A 15,816-nucleotide genomic window follows, 5' to 3' on the forward strand; every position below is an offset into this window, starting at 1 on the left:
CTTGATCGATCTTGAATATGGTCCGCAGGCAATGGCCGCGAGTCGGTCCAGGTCCTGCTCCCGAAGCCTGAGCGCCGATAGACCTGCCGGGTATTTCCTCAGCTAATAGATCGATATGATTGCAGGATTAACCGTTTCATATCCCAGGCGCGGCTCCGATTTGTCTTTCGAAATCGCGCTGGAGACAGTTCCGGTTGAACTGCAGTCCAATTTTGTTTCCCTGTTTTTCTTGATCGTGCTGCCCGACAGGTCGGCACAGCACGACGTTACTGGTGTACTGACCACCCTCTTTTTCTCGTGTGCAACGGCGGCGGTGGATACGGCCATCACAATTGCCGCACAAATAATCGTCAATCTCATTGATTTCCCCCTTAGAGCACCGCAAAAATGTGGTCGACTGCCTTGAGACGCCGGCGAAGACGGTACTCGCGCTTAGCCGGCCCATGCAGCTTCCGACTGCACAAGATTGTAACTACATTAGCTGCAGCGCAAGTAACCATTTCGGACTAGGGAACGGGTTCCCCTTCGATCGAAAGCGCTGGGCTGCCGGCGAAAAAGCAGGCGTTTTAGCTGTTCTCGCCGCCGAGCGCCTTCCAATTTTGGGACAGAGGTTGGCTGATGCCCTTAAACTCACGGCTACGCATTGGTTGGATCTATGCAGCGACAAGGCCAACCTTGGCAAAGCCTCTACATGGTCACCTTCGGGCAGCACCAGTCTTGGAATTCACGCCCTCAAGCAAGGCGAGCAGGCCTTTCAGAATTTCGATTGGCGGCGGCGGACAACCTGGAATGTGCAGATCGACAGGCAAGGCCTCGGACACTCCGCACACCACCGCATAGCTGCTGGAGAAACAGCCGCCATTGCCTGCGCAATCTCCCAGTGCGACCACCCATTTTGGGTTGGGGGTTGCGTCGTAGGTCAGCTTCAATGCCTCGCGCATGTTTTTTGTGACCGGCCCGGTGACGAGCAGTACATCGGCATGGCGCGGTGATGCGACGAACCGGATCCCAAAACGCTCGATGTCATAGAAGGCGTTGTTCAGCGCGTGCATCTCAAGTTCGCAGCCGTTGCAGGAACCGGCATCGACCGCCCGGATCGACAGGCTTCGCCCCAATCGTTTGTGAGCAGCCCCATCGAGCGCGCGTGCGAGTTCGTCGACTGCCGCGCTGCTTGCCAACGGCGGACGCTCGGTGAGAGGGGGGCGTATCAGGCTTTCAAAAAGAAGCTTGCGCATGACAGCGTGCCTTCAGAGATCATGGCCCGAATAAGAGCAGTTGAACGATTTGTTGCACAGCGGAAAGTCGGCAACGATGTTTCCTTCGATCGCCGCTTCAAGGAGCGGCCACTGAAACCATGACGGATCACGGAGGTGACAGCGCTCGACCAAGCCGCCCTTGCCAATGCGCAGCCAGGCCAGAATGTCGCCGCGAAAACCTTCGACGAGCGCCATGCCTTCATGCGATCGGTTTGTCTGCGCGAAATCGACGCGGATCGGTCCGTCTGGCAGTTGTCGCAGGACTTGTTCGATCAGGGACAGGCTCTGTTCGACCTCGTGGATACGAATCCATACACGGGCGTTCACATCGCCTTCCTGGAGGAGAGGTACATCGAAGGCGAGTTCGCCATAGGGTGGATAAGCGAGATTGCGTCGGGCATCGAAGTCCCGACCGGAGGCCCGGCCAACGTAGCCTCCGGCGCGATATTGACGAGCGAGTTCCACCTTCAGCCGGCCAGTTGCGACAGTCCGATCCTGCAGCGACGCCGTGTTGTCGTAGAGCTCGACCAGCGCGGGAAACCGCTGCCTGATCTCTGCGATCAGGGACCTGAGCGCTGTCGTGCCCTCATCGCTCAGGAAGCTTGCCACGCCTCCGGGCACGATGCAGTCGCGCATCAAACGGTGACCGAAGGCAGCATCGCTTGCCCGCAATACGCGCTCACGCAGCACCCCACAGTGGGCATGCATGAGCGCGAAGGCGGCATCATTGCAGATAGCGCCGATGTCGCCCAGATGATTGGCCAGGCGCTCCAACTCGGCCATGAGCGCTCGCAGCCAGACCGCGCGTGGGGGAACCTGGACACCCAGCGCCGCCTCGACCGCGCGGGCAAAAGCGAGGGAGTATGCCACGGTACTGTCGCCAGAGGTTCTGCCCGCCAATTTGGCTGCACGGTCGATGTCGGACCCCGCCATCAGGCCTTCTATACCCTTGTGCGCGTATCCGAGGCGCTGCTCCAGCCGGACGACCGTTTCACCGCTCGCCGTGAACCGGAAATGGCCCGGCTCGATGATGCCGGCATGCACGGGCCCGACTGGGATCTGATGCAGGCTCTCCCCCTCGGCAGGCAGGAAACTGTACGGGAAGGCAGTCGCAGCAGACGTCCGGACGCGGGTACTCAACGGATAGCTGACACCCCAGTGGCCATGATCAAGCCACCGTCTCATATCAGGCGCGCCTTGTGGCAGGAGCCCGAACAGGTCAGCAGCCGCACGTTCGAGCCGCAATGCGGGCGGATGCAGCCGGCCGACCGATGGGTAGCGGCCACTGGGGCATTCCAGGCTGACGACGCCGATGTCCCCGGCGCTTTCATCGAGAAGTGCCATGTGGACGGCGCCTGGCTCACCCCATAGGCCGAGCAAGCTCCAGTGGCCCTCGGCCAGTTGCTCGACGGCAAAGCCCCATTTTTTCGGAGTCACCACGGCGCGCGACCACGGGAAATGATTTTCGACACGTTGGCCAGCAAGGATGAGGTCGATCAGCGCGGGCATGCTCTTTCTCTCCTCTGCTCACCCCAGGATACTTGCGACGTGCTGGAACCATGTGACCAGCGGTGGCGGCAGATAGATGCCGGCGGCAAACACCAACGCCAAGTGGGAATACATCGGAATGTAGGACGCCTCGGCGGGTGCAGTGCTGCCGCGCGGTTCGCCGAAAGCGACGCCGGTCAGTCGAAGCAGCAGGGCGCCGAAAGCGAGCAGAATCCCGAAAACCAAGGGCATCGCCAAAAGAGGGTGTCTTGCAAATGTCGAACTCACGACCAGGAATTCGCTCATGAAGATACCGAGCGGAGGGAGGCCGGCAATGGCAACGACGCCGATGACGAGCGCCCAGCCAAGGGCAGGATGTGTTTCCGTCAGTCCCCGGATTTCGGCGATGTTCTGTGTCCCCTTGACCTGGGCAATGTGGCCGACCGTGAAAAAGATCGCCGACTTGGTCAGGCTGTGCATGACCATGTGCAGCAGCCCGGCAAAATTGGCGAGCGGGCCTCCTATGCCGAAGGCGAACACGATGATGCCCATGTGCTCGATCGAGGAGTACGCGAACAGGCGTTTGATGTCGCGGCGGCGGTAGAGCATGAAGGCCGCGAAGACAAGCGACGTCAGTCCCATCGTGATCATCAATGGCCCAGGTGCGATCGCTTCCGGGCTTGCCGCGAGCAATAGCTTGAAGCGCAGCACGGCATAGAGTGCGACGTTTAACAGCAAGCCCGACAGCACTGCGGAAATCGGCGTTGGACCCTCAGCATGCGCGTCTGGCAGCCAGGCATGTAAGGGCGCAAGGCCGACCTTCGTCCCGTAGCCGAGCAGCAGAAAGATGAAGGCGACATTGAGCAGAGCCGGATCGAAGCGCGCGGCGTGAGCGATGAGCACCGTCCAGACCATCGCATTCGTCCCCTCGCCAACAACCGGCTGTGCAGCCATGTAGACGAGGATGGTGCCGAACAGTGCGAGCGCGATGCCGACGCTGCCCAGAATGAAATATTTCCAGGCTGCCTCCAGCGCTTCGTGCGTGCGGTAGATGCCGACCATGAGCACGGTGGTCAGCGTGGCAAGCTCCACCGCCACCCACATCAAGCCAATATTGTTCGACACGAACGCCAGGTTCATGCCGAACATCATGACCTGGTACATTGCGTGATAAAACCGCAAGTTCGGGACTGTCAGCCGCCCGCTCTCCAGTTCGTGGGCAATGTAGGAAGCGCTGAAGACGCTGGTGGTGAAGCCGACGAATGTGTTGAGCACGATGAAGACGATGTTGAGATCGTCGACGAGCAGATACTGCCCAGGCTGCGGGCGGTCGGTGACAAGAAGCGACAGTGCGGCGAGCAAGGTCAGCAAGCTCGCCGCGACATTGACGCCCGCCGATATCTGGTATTTCGGCAGCGCCGCCAGAAGTGCGGCCGCGAAGACCGGTATCAGCAAAATGGCGGCCACCGCATCGAGGGAAAACGCGGTCAACGGTGTTCTCCCCTGTAGTCGTCGAGCGCGCCGACATCCACCGAGTCGAACCTCTCGCGAATGCGGAACAGGAAGACTCCGATGACGATGAAGGCGATAAGGATCGAGAAGGCGACACTGATCTCGACGACCAGAGGCATGCCCTTGGCCCCCGTGGCGGCGAGGACCAGACCGTTCTCGAGCGACATGAATCCGACAACTTGGCTGACGGCGTTACGGCGGGTGACCATCACCAGCAGCCCCAGCAAAATGATGGACAGCGCGAAAGCCAGGTCCTCGCGTGCGAGGGGATCAGCCTCGGGAGTGACGCGCAGCATCAGGACCATGGACAGGGTCACCAGGCCTATCCCCGCAAGCATCGTCGTACCGATGCCGACGGCGGTCTCGACGTCACGATGGATGCCGAGCCGCTGAATGATGCGATGAAGCCCGACAGGAATGACGATCGCCTTGAAGACGAGGGCGATCGCCGCCGTGACGTAGAGATGATGCGCGTCCTGAATGTATGCCTGCCAAGCTACGGACAGGGCCAGCACGATTGCATGAAGCGCAAAAACGTTGATCAGAGCAAAGAGGCGATCCTGATACAGCATCATGAAACTGACCAGCACCAGGCCGCCGGCGAGCAGGTGAGCGATGTCGAAGGTGAGGCCGTTCATCAGAGGCTCCGTGAGACGAACAGCAGGAGCGTGCCGAGCAGGGCCAGCATCAGCGCTGCCCCGAGGAAATCCGGGACGCGGAAGACGCGCATCTTGGCAATGGCAGTCTCAAACACGGCGAGGAGAACGCCACAGACGGCAAGCTTGCCGACATAGGCGACGACACCCGGAGCAAGGGATTCCAGTCCTGCCCCGGCGCTCGCCAGGCCCCAAGGTAGGAAGACGCAGGAAATCAGCGACACATAGAGCAGAAGCTTGAGGAAGGCGGCAAACTCGATCATCGCCAGATGGCGACCGGAATATTCCAGCACCATCGCCTCATGAACCATGGTGAGTTCCAGATGGGTCGATGGGTTGTCCACGGGTATGCGGGCGTTTTCGGCGATCGCCACCATCACGAGGGCGATGAGCGACATCCCGAGCGACACCCGCAAGCCAACCTCCGGTGACCCCATGAAGGCGGCGACCGTTGAGAGTTGCGTAGCACCCGCGACGAGCGCCAGGCTGAACACGATGAGCAGCATGGCGGGTTCGGCCAGCGAAGCGATCATCACCTCGCGGCTCGAGCCGATGCCGCCGAAGCTCGTGCCGACGTCCATGCCTGCCAGCGCCAGGAAGAACCGGGCGCTTCCCAGCAGTGCGACAATGGCTATGAGATCGGCGGTCCAACTGAATGTGAGGCCGGCGGCGAATGTCGGGATGAGCGCCGCGCCGACCCAGGTGGTGGCAAAGATCAGATAGGGCGTCACGCGAAACAGCCAGGATGCGTTGTCCGCCAGAACGACTTCCTTGCGCATCAGCCGCAAGAGATCGCGGTAAGGTTGGATCAGGGAAGGACCCTGGCGGCGCAAGAGCCGTGCCTTCACCTTGCGCACGAATCCGGTCAGGAGCGGCGCCAGCAAAAGCACCAGCGCCATCTGCGCGCCTTGAACGGCCAACTCGAGAATCACGGCCATAGTGCGAGCACCAGGAGCAGGACAATGAGAAAGAGAAAGACGAGGGTCAGGTAGCGCCTGATCGTCAGGAACTGCAGATGGTTGAGGTGGTCGGTCGCAAAGTCGAGGGCCCGGCCGATAGGCAGGTACAGCGTCTCCCAGATCACATCATGCATTTCGACATTCAGACGAGCCGGACCGGTCTCGCCAGGTGCCGGCATTTCGACGGTTTCCCTTGCACGGAATACGAACGTGCCGAAGACGCGGCGGATAGGCTGCGCGAAGCTGACGGCCGTGTACTGCGAGCTCGGGACCACATCCGGGAAGCCACAACCCCAGGCGGGACCCCGACGGAGTGCATGTGATGCAAAGCGATGGATCACATATGCCGCAGCGGATGCGGAAAAGGCGATGAACAGGAACACCAACAGGCCGTTGTAGGAACTGCGGCTCGCTGCAATCGGCACGATAGACAGCCAGGGCTGGGCCACCTGCACAGGCATCCGGCTGCCGATCAGTGGCAGTGTCACCGATGAGAGGCCGTCTATCACAAGACCGGGCAGAATGCCGGCCAGGAGACAAAGGGCAGCGAGAATGAACATTGCCGCCAGCGAGTAGCGGTCGACCTCATGCGCCAGTTCCACCGCGGCCGAGCGTGGCCGGCCGAGGAATGCAATCCCGAACGCCTTTACAAAGCAGGCCGCGGCCAGTGCCGCTGACAGCGCCAGCAGACCGCCAACGGCGGGCACCATGACCTTCAGTCCCCATTGTGGCAGATCGGGGCTCTGCAATATGGCCTGAAAGGCCAGCCATTCGGAGACGAAGCCGTTGAAGGGTGGAAGTGCCGAGATCGCGACGCAACCGACGAGAAAGGCAAAACTTGTAAAGGGCATGCGGTGGATGAGACCGCCCAGCTTCTCCATATCCCGCTCTCCGGTTGCCGTCAGCACGGCGCCCGCGCCGAAAAACAGCAGGCTCTTGAAAAAGGAATGGTTGAGGACGTGGAACAGCGCGGCGGTGAGCGCCAGCGCTGCAGCCGATGGCAGGGCGTTCGCCTTGAAAGCGAGCGCGAGACCAAGGCTTACGAAGATGACGCCGATGTTTTCAATGGTGCTATAGGCAAGCAGTCGCTTCAGGTCCTTTTCCATCAGCGCGTAGAGGATGCCGAGAACCGCCGTCAGGCCGCCAAGGAAAAGCACGGCAACACCCGACCACCATGCCGGCTCACCGAGCAGATCGAAAATAACGCGTATGAAGCCATAGACTGCGACCTTGGTCATCACGCCGCTCATGAGAGCCGAGACGTGGCTTGGCGCGGCCGGATGAGCGAGTGGCAGCCAGACGTGCAGCGGGACGAGTCCAGCCTTGGAGCCGGCGCCCAGCAGCATGAGAACCAGGACGAAAGCAGCGGCGAACGGGGTGGGATCGGCGGCTCGCATCGCGTCGAATGTGTAGGTTCCATCGGATCCGGCGAGCAGGCCGAACGCAAGCAGCAGCGCGAGTGTGCCGAAGCTCGCCATCACGAGATAGATGTAGCCCGCCCGCGCATTGTCCTGCTTGCGATGGTGCGCCATGACGAGCGCCCAGGAGGCGAGCGACATGAATTCCCAGGAAAGCAGGAAAGTGAAGGCGTCGTCGGCCACCACGACAAGGTTCATTCCGGCTAGGAAAGCCGGGAAGAACGGCAGCACCCGATGCGGCGCAGACTCATGCCTGCCGTAGCCGAGGCCATAAAGACTGGCCATGGAGCCGCCGAAGTTGACGACGATGAGGAAGAAAGTCGACAGCGCATCCAAACGGAAATGAGCGCCAATCCATGGCAATCCAAGAGGCAACACCACAGTCGACGGGGTGACGGGATTGTCGGCGATGCGGCTCGCGAGAACCATGAGCACGGCCGCCGATATACCTAGCGTCAAGCCGTAGATCAGGCGTGTTCCCGAGTCGGATCTGCGGCTTTCCGCAATCGCAAGCACCGCAGTCCCCAGGAGCGCAGCGACGCCCCACAGGAGGACCGCGGCCCCCGAAATCACGCCACGCTCCTCACGGGGAGTTTGGCATCCGTATCGACTCCGCCAAGGATTTTGGCGGGGTCAAAATCCGCTTTCAGTCGCACGCCGCGCCCGCCGATTTGGCTGGAGGCGCCTTCAGCGATCAATTCCACGCCGGCGAGGTCAAGTGCCCCGATCAGCTTCATGAGAGAATCGACGTTACCCCGAATAATCGACTCGCTGGCTTCCATGCGTTGAATTGTCGGCACGGAAAGACCGGACAATTCGGCAAGCCTGCGCTGGTCGATGCCAAGGAGCGCCCTCGCGGCACGCAACTGTGGAGCAGTTATCACGGTCGCATCCCCCTTTTTGATCAGCTTTGAGATATTATCTCTACATCTTGCAGCATATATTAAAATGCGGCGCATTCAATTAGTGATGCGTGACGCATCTGTCTTGAGGCTGTAGAAAACCGGGCGATACGCCCTGCCTCGAACCAAAGCCATGCGGCCATTCCCGTCACGGCCAGTCTTGTCGCCAGCCATCTCGGATTTGCGCGTGATGGGGCTGGCAATGGGCCCTTATCTCGGCCGGCCACTCGATTGGAGCCGCCGCGGGCGCGTCGGCTATCTCTTCGACCTCACTCTACGCTATGAGTGGGTATGGCTGAGTTCGCTTGCTCTTGTCGTTGGGCCGATCTCATCGTGTTCGTGCTTCAGGATCGGCCAAAACAGATAGCTGCCGAAATCCAGGAACAGCGCCTTCGCGAATGTGCTGCCAAATCTGGCATGCGGCAAAGCTCTGCAGCGCTACTGCCAAAGCCGCCTCATGCGAACGGAGACGTCCTCCAGGACTGGCATGGAGGCCAGCACGAGGAGAATGGCCGCCAGAAACAACGTCGCCGCGAAGCCGACATGCTTGAAACCCACAGCGCCGACGACGCCGCCGAGAAAGAACAATGCTGGTCGTCACGCTCTCGCTTTATGCCATCCAGAACGCCCTGCTCAGCCGCAGCGGCGCCGGTCTGCGCTAGGAGGCCCGGATGTCCTCCCCGCGATCAACCACCACCAGCCGGCTTGGCCGCTTCGGCCTCGGGCTGACGGCCATGATGGTGCTGGCTTTCCTCATGGCGCCGCTGATCATCATCGTGCTGTTCTCGTTCAAGAGCAGCGGCGATTTCACTTTTCCCATCACCGGCTGGTCGCTGAAGTGGTATCGCGAGTTCTTCTCGATGCAGACCTGGATGGATGCCCTGCGCAACAGCCTGGTTCTGGCTGTCTCGACGACACTTTTGGCGACGCCGCTAGGCACCATGGCCGCGCTCGGCCTCGCGGCGCCTAATCTGCCAGGCCGGCGCACGATCTCCGCCTTGCTGCTGGTGCCGATGATCGCGCCGGCGGTCATCGTCGGCGTCGGCATGTATTTCGTCTTCTCGATGGCCGGCCTGACCGCGACCCTTCCCGGCCTCATCCTCGGCCATACCTCGCTCGCCGTTCCCTTCGTCGTGGTGACCCGTCTCGGCCGCTCTCACCGGTCTCGACAGGCGGCTGCTCTGGGCGGCCGCCAGCATGGGGGCGCCGCCCTTCCTCACTTTCCGCAAAGTCACGCTTCCGGTCATTCTGCCGGGCATCGCGTCGGGCGCGCTGTTTGCCTTCGCCACCTCGCTCGACGAAGTCGTGGTGACGATGTTCCTCGCCGGTCCCGGACAACGCACCTTGCCGCGCGAGATGTTCACCATCGCGCGCGACACGCTGACGCCGACCATCGCGGCTGCTGCCACAGTGCTGATCGCCGCCTCGATCGTTTTGCTGATTGCGTCCACAGCGCTCCGCCGCTCGAATCGATAGCGCCGGCCGTCCCGACAAGGAACCCCTCGGCTTCTGGCCACGGGTTTGTCGATCAAACGCATGTTGCCCAAAACTGCACAGCGGCTCGGGACAGCGGCTCGGATTGAAACAGGAGCGCAAAAGCGCGTCAGCGGATCGTGGTCTATCGCGTAATAAAGCCTTTCAGGAACGCGGCCAGCGATGGAAGTCGAGTTAATCCTGATCGTCCAGCAAAGCGATGGCATCGAACGGTTGTTCGCGCGGCACCCGGATTTCGGCGCCGATACTTTGAAGGCTGGCAAGGAGTGCCGACACCCTTTCGGGCTCTTCCGGGTTCTGTTTCAGCACGCCGCCGGCAAGTCGGGTCAGCGGGCTATGGAGGAATTGCCGCTAGCGGGCAAAGGTGATGCGGATCGCTCCATAGGGTCCGAAATCGGCAGCGATAGTGTCACTGTGGCGACACTCCACGGGCCGGATGAACGAGCCCGACAGCACGACCTGTCCGGCGGATATCTGCATGCCGTACTGATGCAGCCGGTTGGCCAGCCAGGCGATGCCCTTCGCCGGATGATCGAGCACCCCGGCGCCGAGCCCGGTCTCTTCGACCTCGCCATTGCGCGACAGGATGGCGCCGATCCAGCGCAGGTCGGCCTCGCGCGGTCCGGCACGACGGCCGCCGACGACGACGCCGGCATTGGCGGCATTGTCGGAGATGGTGTCGAAGAAGGTCCGTATCCTGCCGCTCTCCTTGTTGACGCGCTCGATACGGGTGTCGAGGATCTCCAGCGCCGGCGTGATGTAGTCGGTGGCGTCGAGCACGTCGTCGATCGACACGTCCGGACCGGCCAGCGACGCCTTCATTACGAAGGCGATCTCGGCCTCGATGCGCGGCTGGATGAAGCGGCCGGCTGGAACGGTGCCGCCGTCATCGAAGAACATGTCGTCGAACAGCACACCGGAATCCGGAATGTCGATGGCGAGCGCCGACTGCATCGCCTTGGAGGTCAGGCCGATCTTCCAGCCTTTGATCGTCAGGCCCGAGGCCACTTTTCGTTTCACCAGCGCCGCCTGGACGAGATAGGCGTCATCCATCGTCGCCCCGGGGAAATCGAGGCTGAGCAGCCTGATCTGGCGGCGGTCGCGCTCGGCCTCGAACAGCCTCGCGGCCGCGTCTTCGACCTGTTCCGGCGTCATCATCGACCGGTCCCTTCGTCGACGACGCCGTTGCTGAGCAAGCCAATGCCGTCGGCCTCGACCTCGATCACATCGCCCGGCTTCAGCCAGATTGGCGGGTCGAACCGGGCGCCGGCGCCGGTCGGCGTGCCGGTGACGATGATGTCGCCCGGCGCCAGCGTGGTGAAGGTCGAGATGTAGTTGATGATCTTGCGGAAGGAAAAGATCATGCGGCCGGTGCGGTCCTGCTGGCGAACCTCGCCATTGACGCGCGTGGTCAGCGCGATGTCGGCGATCTGTGCCTCGTCGGTGAACGGCACCAGCCAGGGGCCGATAGAGCCGGTCCGGTCGAAGTTCTTGCCCTGGGTGACATTGAACTTGGCGTGGCGCACCCAGTCGCGGATGGTGCCCTCGTTGCAGAGCGAAAGTGCTGCGATATGGCCCAGCGCATCCGCCTCGGCGATCCTGCGGCCGCCCTTGCCGATGACGATGACGATCTCGCCCTCATAATCGAGCTGCGGCGATTCCGACGGCCGCATGAGGGGCCTGCCATGGCCGACGAAGGAGCGCGGGAAGCGGATGAACAGCGACGGGTTCGAGGGTGCGGCCTGTCCGTCCTTGTACTCCTCGTTGCGGTCCGGATAGTTGACGCCGACGCAGATGATCTTTTCGGGCGAGGGGACGGGTATCTCGTAGGCGATGGCGTCGAGCGGGAAATCGGCGGCGAAAGCGTCCGCCTCTTCCGCCAGCCGTCGCAGTGCGCCGGCCTCTATCACCTCGCGCAAACTCGGCCACTGTGCGTGTCGCGCCGACAGGTCGACGACGCCCTTGTCGGTGATTGCGCCGTAGCGCGTTTTGCCGCCAACGGTGAAGGTGGCGAGACGTGCCGCGCTCATTTGTTTCCCCTGCAGTTAGCCGACGTCACGGCGCGACGATCGGCGAGGCCGCCAGATCGGACTTGCGCGGCTCGACGCCGGCAAAAGTGCTGCCTTCCTCGAACCAGCTCTTCGGCGCCGGTGCGCCCCACAGCGTCTGGCGCTGCGGGTCCTTGAGGTCCCATTTGATCGGCTCTAGGTCGGGATCTACCGTCTGGTAGTCCGAGCAATAGATCTCGATGCGGTGATTGTCGGGATCACGGATATAGAGGAAGAAGGCGTTGGAGATGCCGTGCCGGCCGGGGCCGCGCTCGATGTTCGGCAGCCAGCCGGTGGTGGCCATCAGGTCGAGCAGATCGATGATGTTGAGCGGTGTCGGCACCCAGAAGGCGACGTGGTGCAGGCGTGGGCCAATGCCGTTGGTGAAGGCGATGTCGTGGACACCGCCCTTGCGGTGCGTCCATGCCGCCCAAAGTCTTCCGGTCGCGGCATCCTCCGTGTACTCGGTCACGCGGAAGCCGAGCTCGTTGTAGAACGCCACCGATTCATCGACATTGGGCGAGAAGCAGTTGAAGTGGTCGATGCGCAGCGGCTTGACGCCTTTGTACAGCGCATACTTCTGATGGATCGGCGGCAGCCGCTCCATTCTGGAATAGAATTCGAGCGGAATGCCGTGCGGGTCGCGGGTGCGGAAGGTACGCGACTGGTAGGGCCGCTCGACCCATTTCACAGGCAGACCCCTGGCTTTGAAGAAGTGCTCGGCCTTATCGAGATCGTCGTCGGAAAACAGCTTGAAGCCGAGATCGCGGGCTTCCGGCGCGGCACCTTTCCTGAGCACGATGCAATGGTGGCCGCGCTCTTCCATGGCGCGCAGATAGATGGCGTCCTTGGTCTCGTCGGTCACCTGCAGGCCGAGCGTGTCGACATAGAACGCGCGCGACTTACCGAGGTCCGTAACAGCCAGCTCGACGTGGCTGAGCCGCACGATGTTGAATGCCGGGTAGAGATTGGGTGTGGGCAAGGGCATCGTTGGGGTCTCCGGTCAGCCGCCGAGCTTCTGGATGGAATGCGGCGCCGTGGCGAACGCGATGTTCTTGGTTTCCATGTAGAAATCGAACGACCAGTCGCCGCCGTCGCGGCCGATGCCTGAGTTCTTGGCGCCGCCGAACGGCGTCGGCAGGTGGCGCACATTCTCCGAATTGACCCAGATCATGCCGGCGTCGAGCGCGTCGGTGAAGCGGAAGGCGCGGGTGACGTCCGAGGTCCAGAGATAGCCGGTCAGGCCGTATTGCGTGTCGTTGGCCAGCGCCAGCGCCTCGGCCTCGTCCTTGAACGAGATGGCGGTCAGCACGGGTCCGAATATCTCTTCCTGGGCGATGCGCATCTTGTTGGTGGCGCCGACGAACAGCGTCGGGCTGACATAGCAGCCGCCGCCCGGACCGGCGAACTTGCCGCCGCCGGCGGCGACGACAGCGCCTTCCGACTTGCCGATCTCGATATAGGACAGCACCTTTTCCTCATGCACCGGATGGATCAGTGGGCCAACCACGGTTTCGGGGTCGAGCGGATGGCCTATCCTGATGCGCTTGGCCTTCTCCGCCACCAGCGCGGTGAACTTGTCGTAGATGCTTTCCTCGACCAGCAGGCGTGAGGACGAGGTGCAGCGCTCGCCGTTCAGCGAATAGATCATGAAGACGGCAGCGTCGGCCGCCCGCTCCAGATCGGCATCGGCAAAGACGATGACCGGGTTCTTGCCGCCGAGTTCGAAATGCACGCGCTTCAGCGTGTCGGCACCCTGCTTCATGATCATCGAGCCGGTGCGGCTTTCGCCGACGAAGCCGATCGCCTTGATGTCGGGGTGTTCGGTCAGCGCTCTGCCGGCGTCCTCGCCAAAGCCGTTGACGAGGTTCCACACGCCCATCGGCAGGCCGGCCTCCTCGGCGATCTCGACCAAAAGCCGCGCGGTCAGCGGCGAGAACTCGGCTGGCTTGTGGACGATCGTACAGCCGGCGGCGAGCGCCGGCGCGATCTTCCAGGTCGACAGCATGAAAGGTGTGTTCCACGGCGTGATCACGCCGACCGGGCCGACCGGCACGCGCGTCGTCATGTTGACCTGGTTCGGTGCGCGGATCGTGTGGCCGTCGCGGGCCTCCGGCGCGCGGTCGGCGTAGAAGCGGAAGTTCTCCGCGCCGCGCAGCGCTGCCTTGGCCATGAACTTCAATGACTGGCCGGTGTCCATGCATTCGACGAAAGCGATTTCCTCGGCCCGCGCGACGATGGCGTCGGCTATTTTGTGCAACTGCTTCTTGCGGGCGTCGCCTGATATCGCCGCCCAGTCGCGGAAGGCAGCCTTCGCCGCCTTGGCGGCGCGGTCGATGTCGGCGGCCTTGCCGCGTGCCACCTTGGCGATCGGCTTCAGGTCGATTGGCGACAGCGTCTCGTATGTCGAGCCGTCGGCGGCCGGCACGGTTTCGCCGCCGATCTGGTTGAGCACGCCAGCGCTTCTGAAGCGCTCGAGATAGGCCTCGGCCTTTCTCAGATTGTCGTCCAATGCCGCCATGATATGGGTTCCTGTCACTTGCCGCGCAGGCGCGGGTGGATGGCATTCTTCTTCCAGCTTAGTTCGGCATCGATCTCGCGGATCTCCAGCGACAGCGCGAAATGCGGCGTCGTGAACAGAGATGCGAGATGATCCGAAACAGTAGTGAAGATCGCCTCGCCGGTGCGTTGCTTTTCCTCGGCGCTGCGGCCCTTGCCGATGCGGAAGTTCATGTCGATGAACCCGTTCTCGGGGAGGCGATCGGCGATCGCGTATGCCTCGGCGCGAAAAGCGCGTACCCTCACCGCGCCATGTTCGAACAGGCCGGTTTCGAGGATGGTGCGAGCGACCAGCGTGCAAAGCGCGCTGATGTCGACCTTGGCGTCGAGATTCGCCGAATATTCGATCGCCATATGTGGCAAGGTTTCCTCCACCTTGTAATTAACATGTGAATTACATCTTGACGGCGGAATGTCAAGTGTCGTTCTCTATGCAGATACAGCTCCCGATGGTGGGATTGCCGCCCCCGGCGAAATCGCGGATATAGCTGCGATCCGAGCCTCATTGTGTGGTGCGAGTCGTACCGGAATTGGAATTTTTTGGAGACCTGACCTTGCTACCGCCCAGCACCCGCCGCTCCCTGCCCATGGCTCTGCTTCGCGCCCGCGAAGTGATCATGGCGCATTTCCGGCCGATGCTTGCCCGACACGACATCACTGAGCAGCAGTGGCGCGTGCTGCGTGTGCTTGCCGAAGCCGGGCCGCTCGAGGCAACCGAACTTGCCAATCGCGCCTCGATCCTTCCGCCCAGCCTGACCCGCATCATCAAGGCGATGGAGGAACGGCAGTTCATCACCCGCAACAAGGTCAAGGATGACGGTCGCCGGGCGCTGCTCGCAATCAGCCCGGCCGGGCTGGCGCTGATCGAGGATTTGTCGCCCGAGCGCATCGCCATCTACGATGCGATCGAGCAGCGCTACGGCGCCGAACAGCATGAGCACCTGCTCGACCTGCTCGAAAACCTGATCCAGTCGGAATCATCCGAAAACCAGACTTGACAGCCTCTACCCGCCAAAACTGCCGAGTGCACTCGGCTGCATGTAGTTGCGGCCGACATAGAGCAGCGCCGCCTCGTCGCTGCCGTGGCGGATGTCGACGACGCGGCCGAACATCACATTGTGCGTGCCAACCTTGTTCACGTCGCCGATCTCGCAATCGAAGCTGACGATGGCGTCGAGCAGCGCCGGCATGCCGGACGGCATGGTCTGCCATCTTGCCGCATTGTAGCGCTCGCTCATGTCGCGGATCGTGCCGGCGAACTTTGCCGCCAGATGGGTGTGTAACTGCGTCAGCACGTTGACGCAGAAACGCTGGTTGGCGAGGAACAGGCCGGTCTGCGCCGAGCGCTCGTTCATGCACACAAGCAGCGTCGGCGGATCGTCGGAAACGCTGCACATGGCGGTCGCAGTGAAGCCGCCGCGGCCGGCCGGACCATCAGTCGTGACGATGTTGACCGGCGCACAGACCCGCGCCATCGCCTCACGGAACTCCAGCCTTGCAACTTGTGGCTCCATGGCCGGGACC

18 protein-coding genes are annotated in these 15,816 nt (G+C 62.2%); 3 read left to right on the top strand and 15 right to left on the bottom strand.

The window, feature by feature from the left end:
* Positions 1-160 precede the first annotated feature (160 nt).
* Entirely contained in the window at positions 161-406 is a 246-nt protein-coding gene (locus tag NKH49_RS17090) for a hypothetical protein (RefSeq protein ID WP_352926872.1), read from the top strand.
* A gap of 289 nt (positions 407-695) precedes the next feature.
* Here the strand turns inward: NKH49_RS17090 and NKH49_RS17095 are convergent, their stop codons facing one another.
* From NKH49_RS17095 to NKH49_RS17135, 9 genes are all read right to left on the bottom strand, one after another.
* Complete coding sequence (locus NKH49_RS17095; protein WP_352836791.1) at positions 696-1,235, bottom strand: NADH-quinone oxidoreductase subunit B family protein; 540 nt, start codon at positions 1,233-1,235, stop codon at positions 696-698.
* A 12-nt stretch (positions 1,236-1,247) separates the two neighbouring features.
* The gene (locus tag NKH49_RS17100) at positions 1,248-2,765 is read right to left on the bottom strand and encodes a hydrogenase large subunit (RefSeq protein ID WP_352682058.1); all 1,518 of its coding nucleotides are present in this window, start codon (positions 2,763-2,765) and stop codon (positions 1,248-1,250) included.
* An 18-nt stretch (positions 2,766-2,783) separates the two neighbouring features.
* Positions 2,784-4,235 carry a hydrogenase 4 subunit F gene (locus NKH49_RS17105; RefSeq protein WP_352926874.1) on the bottom strand — a complete coding sequence of 484 codons (1,452 nt, stop codon included), beginning with the start codon at positions 4,233-4,235 and terminating at the stop codon, positions 2,784-2,786.
* Positions 4,232-4,894, bottom strand: coding sequence for a hydrogenase-4 component E (locus NKH49_RS17110; protein WP_023675519.1), 663 nt, complete (start codon positions 4,892-4,894; stop codon positions 4,232-4,234). The genes NKH49_RS17105 and NKH49_RS17110 overlap by 4 nt, the downstream gene beginning before the upstream one ends.
* A complete protein-coding gene (locus tag NKH49_RS17115; RefSeq protein ID WP_023675520.1) occupies positions 4,894-5,850 on the bottom strand; it encodes a respiratory chain complex I subunit 1 family protein in 957 nt (318 codons plus the stop codon). The genes NKH49_RS17110 and NKH49_RS17115 overlap by 1 nt, the downstream gene beginning before the upstream one ends.
* On the bottom strand, positions 5,841-7,862 hold the full coding sequence (hyfB, locus tag NKH49_RS17120) for a hydrogenase 4 subunit B (protein ID WP_502907897.1): 2,022 nt from the start codon (positions 7,860-7,862) through the stop codon (positions 5,841-5,843). The genes NKH49_RS17115 and hyfB overlap by 10 nt, the downstream gene beginning before the upstream one ends.
* The gene (locus tag NKH49_RS17125; RefSeq protein WP_023675522.1) at positions 7,859-8,173 is read right to left on the bottom strand and encodes a helix-turn-helix domain-containing protein; all 315 of its coding nucleotides are present in this window, start codon (positions 8,171-8,173) and stop codon (positions 7,859-7,861) included. The genes hyfB and NKH49_RS17125 overlap by 4 nt, the downstream gene beginning before the upstream one ends.
* A 456-nt stretch (positions 8,174-8,629) precedes the next feature.
* Positions 8,630-8,779 (bottom strand): hypothetical protein, encoded by a 150-nt coding sequence (locus NKH49_RS17130; protein ID WP_352469632.1) that lies wholly within the window; start codon positions 8,777-8,779, stop codon positions 8,630-8,632.
* Positions 8,780-8,849: 70 nt separating this feature from the next.
* Positions 8,850-9,290: a hypothetical protein gene (locus NKH49_RS17135; protein WP_352926876.1), complete on the bottom strand. Its 441-nt coding sequence runs from the start codon at positions 9,288-9,290 to the stop codon at positions 8,850-8,852.
* A 98-nt stretch (positions 9,291-9,388) separates the two neighbouring features.
* On the opposite strand from NKH49_RS17135, the gene NKH49_RS17140 reads away from it, so the two are divergent.
* Positions 9,389-9,667, top strand: a complete 279-nt coding sequence (locus NKH49_RS17140; RefSeq protein ID WP_352926879.1) for an ABC transporter permease — start codon at positions 9,389-9,391, stop codon at positions 9,665-9,667.
* A 369-nt stretch (positions 9,668-10,036) separates the two neighbouring features.
* Here the strand turns inward: NKH49_RS17140 and hpaH are convergent, their stop codons facing one another.
* From hpaH to NKH49_RS17165, 5 genes are read right to left on the bottom strand one after another with little or no spacing between them, the layout of a single operon-like run.
* Positions 10,037-10,843: a 2-oxo-hept-4-ene-1,7-dioate hydratase gene (hpaH, locus tag NKH49_RS17145; protein WP_352469635.1), complete on the bottom strand. Its 807-nt coding sequence runs from the start codon at positions 10,841-10,843 to the stop codon at positions 10,037-10,039.
* A complete protein-coding gene (locus NKH49_RS17150) occupies positions 10,840-11,715 on the bottom strand; it encodes a fumarylacetoacetate hydrolase family protein (protein WP_352926881.1) in 876 nt (291 codons plus the stop codon). The genes hpaH and NKH49_RS17150 overlap by 4 nt, the downstream gene beginning before the upstream one ends.
* 25 nt (positions 11,716-11,740) lie before the next feature.
* Complete coding sequence (hpaD, locus tag NKH49_RS17155; protein ID WP_352469637.1) at positions 11,741-12,721, bottom strand: 3,4-dihydroxyphenylacetate 2,3-dioxygenase; 981 nt, start codon at positions 12,719-12,721, stop codon at positions 11,741-11,743.
* A 15-nt stretch (positions 12,722-12,736) separates the two neighbouring features.
* Positions 12,737-14,254: a 5-carboxymethyl-2-hydroxymuconate semialdehyde dehydrogenase gene (gene hpaE / locus NKH49_RS17160; RefSeq protein ID WP_352926883.1), complete on the bottom strand. Its 1,518-nt coding sequence runs from the start codon at positions 14,252-14,254 to the stop codon at positions 12,737-12,739.
* 14 nt (positions 14,255-14,268) lie between these two features.
* A complete protein-coding gene (locus tag NKH49_RS17165) occupies positions 14,269-14,655 on the bottom strand; it encodes a 5-carboxymethyl-2-hydroxymuconate Delta-isomerase (protein ID WP_352926885.1) in 387 nt (128 codons plus the stop codon).
* Between the two features lie 224 nt (positions 14,656-14,879).
* Here NKH49_RS17165 and hpaR point away from each other — a divergent pair, with 224 nt between their 5' ends.
* Positions 14,880-15,290 carry a homoprotocatechuate degradation operon regulator HpaR gene (hpaR, locus tag NKH49_RS17170; protein ID WP_352767897.1) on the top strand — a complete coding sequence of 137 codons (411 nt, stop codon included), beginning with the start codon at positions 14,880-14,882 and terminating at the stop codon, positions 15,288-15,290.
* Between the two features lie 6 nt (positions 15,291-15,296).
* Here hpaR and NKH49_RS17175 read toward each other — a convergent pair whose 3' ends face one another.
* On the bottom strand, positions 15,297-15,806 hold the full coding sequence (locus NKH49_RS17175) for a flavin reductase (RefSeq protein ID WP_352469640.1): 510 nt from the start codon (positions 15,804-15,806) through the stop codon (positions 15,297-15,299).
* Between the last annotated feature and the right edge of the window lie 10 nt (positions 15,807-15,816).

Source organism: Mesorhizobium sp. M1088 (assembly GCF_040318575.1).
GTDB lineage: Bacteria > Pseudomonadota > Alphaproteobacteria > Rhizobiales > Rhizobiaceae > Mesorhizobium.